Consider the following 3,750-nt stretch of genomic DNA (forward strand, 5'->3'; position numbering starts at 1 on the left):
ATACGAAACGTAGGCATTCAGCGCTCGCCTACAAGACCCCCAGACAGGTCCGCGAAGAACACCAAAACACACTCGTAGCAGCGTAAACAAACACAAAATACCTGTCCGGAAACTCCGAGGCCCATCAGGGGTGGGGCTCGGTTGGCCGGCTGCGAGCAGGCCGGCACCGGTGTGGCCCACATCGACAAGTGGGGTCCGCTGCTCACCGAACAACTGCCGAAGTTCCTCGCCGGCAGCAAGGTCATCGTCCGGCCGATCATCGACCCCGCCACCATCGGTGCCGTTGATGTCCACGACCCGACCGGTGCGATGCGGTTCGCCGTCGAGCAACGCAACCCGGTCGACGTGTTCCCCTACGGCACCCGCGCCGCCGCAAACTGCGACCTGGACCACACCACCACCTACACCCCGGGAGTGGAAGGCCAGACCCATCTGGGGAACCTGGGGCCGCTGTCCAGGTTCACCCACCGGGCCAAGACCTTCGGCGGCTGGCACCTGGAGCAGCCCGAGCCGGGAGTGTTCCACTGGACCTCCCCAGCCGGCTACCAATACCTCGTCACCGCCGACGGCACCACCCGCATCCAAGTACCCGAAGCCCAAGCCCAAGCCGAGGAGGGCGCGCCCGAAACCGACGCCGACACCGAGGCGGAACCGCTTGCGGAGACCGAACTTGTCATCGAAGGCGAGCCACCGGTTCAGGCCGAGCTTCCGGACGAACCCGAACGTCCGGACGAAGCCGGCTGACCGTTTGAGGCGTTCCCGCCCGAAGTGCGGGAACACCTGGACCTGCCGAACAGGGGTCTTCTTCGACGTGCCCTGACGTGACCGGGCCATCGCGTGGGGGGACGGCCGACGCACCACCCGAGCCCGGTGCCCGGGCGGGCCATCGGCACGCCCCCAGCAAGCGCCACCCAAGCAACCCACCGGACCCTCGCGGCCGGGTGGGACGCCACCATGCCCGCGATCCGGGCGGCAACACAGCGCATCATCCTGTCCGCCCGGCGCTCCGGATGCCCACGGCCCGGGCAACGGCCACTTACCAGAAGCGCATGCCAACCAAGTTGTCCACAGGATTGGCGGACGGGTGGAATCGCCGGACGTCCCGGGTGACATGATCTGCGGTGGCAATCGAACCCTCAACCCCCCGGAGGTCGACGTGCAGATGCGTCGCTCATGGATCCCACTCGTAGGGCTGGCCCTGGCTGCAGGGCTGGCCAGCTGTTCCCAAGGCGGTAGCGCCGAACCCGCACCGTCCCCGACACCCAGCACACCGCCCGCTGCGGTGAGCCCGTCCCAGAGCCCCACTCCCGACATGGACGCGCTCTACGCCGAAGCCGAATGGGTGGTGCGCCGGGCCACCGAACTGGAGGAGCAGGCGATCCGGGAAGGCAGTTACCCGGCTGAGCTGGAAGAGCTGCTTGCTGATCCTTATCTGTCACTGAGCCGTGCCGGCGTGGCCCAGTATTGGGAGCTTGGCTGGAAACAGGCAGAGGGAGAGTCTGCAGAACTTAGCTTCCGTCCCAGGCCGGGACTTCGCAGGGATGACTCGGAGGTTGCCCTTGAGGCGTGCTTGTTGGCCACCTCAACAGTGGACGGGGAAGGCTCCGTCATGAGCGAATCCGGAATAGTGCACATGACGTATTTCTTCAAGCACGTGGAGGGCGATCTCAAGCTCTTCACCAGCACGGGTGAGGAGGTCGAGAAGTGTCCCTTCGAGTGAGAGTCGTCGTAGGGACAATCAGCGTAGTCCTCTTGACCATGGCAGGTGCCAGGGCTGCGGCGGATGACGGGGCCGAGTGGTTCGGCCCTGGCAAAGGTGTGAATTCGAGCGCATCCGGAAACGAGGCTCAAGTCCGCGCCCGCACCCAGGACGTCCCGGTTGGTCACGCGCAGCCGGCCGGTGACTCCGCTGCGCCCGTCGAGGCGGGTTCCGGGCACGACCCGTGGGCCAAGTACATGTTGGTGACCGACTCGGTGACCGGTGGTCAGCGGCTGTGCTGGACCCCGAACCAGGGGCTGTCCAGCGTCGACGGCGGAACTGTCCAGGTTTGCCACGACGCGGTGATGCCAGACACCGCCGACGGCCCGGTCGCGACAAACCCAGCCGTGCTGGCCGGCCAGGCTGTCGCCCAACTCGCCGTCCCGGCACCCCAGATCTCGATCAGCCCGCACCCGTCGGATAACAAGTGGAACGTCCTGGCGGTCGGATTACCGATCTGGGCATGGGCCGAGGACCCCGGACCGGTCGCCACCTCGGTCAGCGAGCAGGGCATCGACATCCAGTTGCAGGCCAACCGCGGCAGCGTCACCTTCGACTGGGGCGACGGCACCACCACCGTCTGCCACCTGATGCGTCCCCGGCCAGCCACGATGGACCCGCTCACCCCGTCCCCGGACTGCGGCCACAGCTACCAACACCGCGGCGACTACACCATCACCGCCACCGCAGGCTGGGCCGTCAACTGGCAGGCCCTCGGCCAAACCGGTGCACTGCCACTCAACTCCACCGCCACCATCGCAGTACCCATCCGCGAATTCCGGGCCGTCGTGGTCGGCTGAAGAGCAGGGTCAGGGCGTCAGTCACCCGTGCTAACGCCGGACGACCTCGATCCAGTTGGCACCCAACCCGATCTGGTGGCGGGCGACCTCGGTCAGCGCCCCATCAGCGTCGGCGCGGTAGACGGCAACCACCCGATCAAGCTCGGAGGCGACCAGCAGGTCGTCGTTGTCCAGTACCCGGAACCCGCGGGGCTGGGTCACCACGTCAGAGGTGGCAAGCGCCTCACCGAGCTCACCGGTTTCCGCGGCGACCTCGACCGCGGTGATCGTGCCCCGGGTCCGCTCGGCGACGTACAGCAGCCTTCCCGAACCGCTGAGGTGCAGGTCGGAGCACCAGATCAGGTCTTCGGCGCGTGGGTCGGCGCCGAACCGGCTGTGGGACAGGCCCCGGTCGGTGGGGATGGCGGTGGCCCAGGTGGCCTTGTCGAGCAGTCCGGACACCGGGTCGCGGCGGTAGTGCAACGCCACGCCGGCGTACTCCGTGGTCAGGTAGGCCGATGTCTCGGCCGGGTTGAGGATCAGGTGGCGTGGCCCGGAGCCGGGCGGTGCGCTGACGGTCGGCGGATCCAGCGGCGTCAGCTCGCCATCGGGGGCAACCGCGTACTGGGCGACCAGGTCGTCCCGAAGTGAGACGAAGTAGGCAAAGTTGTCGTCCGAACTCAACTGGACGCAGTGCAGGTTGCGGTACTCAAGCGGCTCACCGACCGGGCTCAGTGCGCCCGCGTCGCCGACCCGGAAGACCTCGCCCAGGCCTTGGTGGTAGGACGCCGAGAACAGCAGCCCGGCGTCCGAGCTGAGGGTCAGGTAGCTGGGGACGCCCCGCGTTTCGTACCGGCCCAGCACCTCAAGTTCCCCGGACGCCCGGTCGAGCCGCAGCACGGTGACGCCCTGGGGGTCGCTGCCGCCGGCGAAGACTAGATTGTTTGCGGGATCGACTGCCAGCGGCATGCCGGGCGCACCGACCTCGCTCACGGCGAGCGGCTTCAAATCGCCACCGCTGTGTTCAAAGGTGCTGATAGTGCCGTCCTTGGCGTTGGCGATGAGCACGAACTGGCTGTCCATGCGTTTCTCCTATGTCAAGCGGCCACCGAGATGCAAGTCCCGAGGGTCGCTTCGTGGTCGGTTTTCAGGGTGTTGTAGACGATGCGGGCGAGGCGTCGTTTCAAGCAACGCAACGCTTCGGAGGCGGAC

4 protein-coding genes are annotated in these 3,750 nt (G+C 67.2%); 3 read left to right on the top strand and 1 reads right to left on the bottom strand.

Features of this window, described 5'->3' with window-relative positions; genetic code table 11:
- Nucleotides 1–141: 141 nt before the first annotated feature.
- The 3 genes from WBL05_RS03830 to WBL05_RS03840 all read left to right on the top strand — a co-directional run bounded on the left by WBL05_RS03830 (nucleotide 142) and on the right by WBL05_RS03840 (nucleotide 2,559).
- Nucleotides 142–744: a hypothetical protein gene (locus WBL05_RS03830; RefSeq protein ID WP_424223852.1), complete on the top strand. Its 603-nt coding sequence runs from the start codon at nucleotides 142–144 to the stop codon at nucleotides 742–744.
- 568 nt (nucleotides 745–1,312) lie between these two features.
- On the top strand, nucleotides 1,313–1,720 hold the full coding sequence (locus WBL05_RS03835) for a hypothetical protein (RefSeq protein WP_424223853.1): 408 nt from the start codon (nucleotides 1,313–1,315) through the stop codon (nucleotides 1,718–1,720).
- A 98-nt stretch (nucleotides 1,721–1,818) separates the two neighbouring features.
- The gene (locus WBL05_RS03840; protein ID WP_424223854.1) at nucleotides 1,819–2,559 is read left to right on the top strand and encodes a hypothetical protein; all 741 of its coding nucleotides are present in this window, start codon (nucleotides 1,819–1,821) and stop codon (nucleotides 2,557–2,559) included.
- 30 nt (nucleotides 2,560–2,589) lie between these two features.
- Here the strand turns inward: WBL05_RS03840 and WBL05_RS03845 are convergent, their stop codons facing one another.
- A complete protein-coding gene (locus WBL05_RS03845; protein ID WP_424223856.1) occupies nucleotides 2,590–3,621 on the bottom strand; it encodes a lactonase family protein in 1,032 nt (343 codons plus the stop codon).
- Nucleotides 3,622–3,750 lie beyond the last annotated feature (129 nt).

This window comes from Brooklawnia sp. (assembly GCF_049651565.1).
GTDB lineage: Bacteria > Actinomycetota > Actinomycetes > Propionibacteriales > Propionibacteriaceae > Brooklawnia.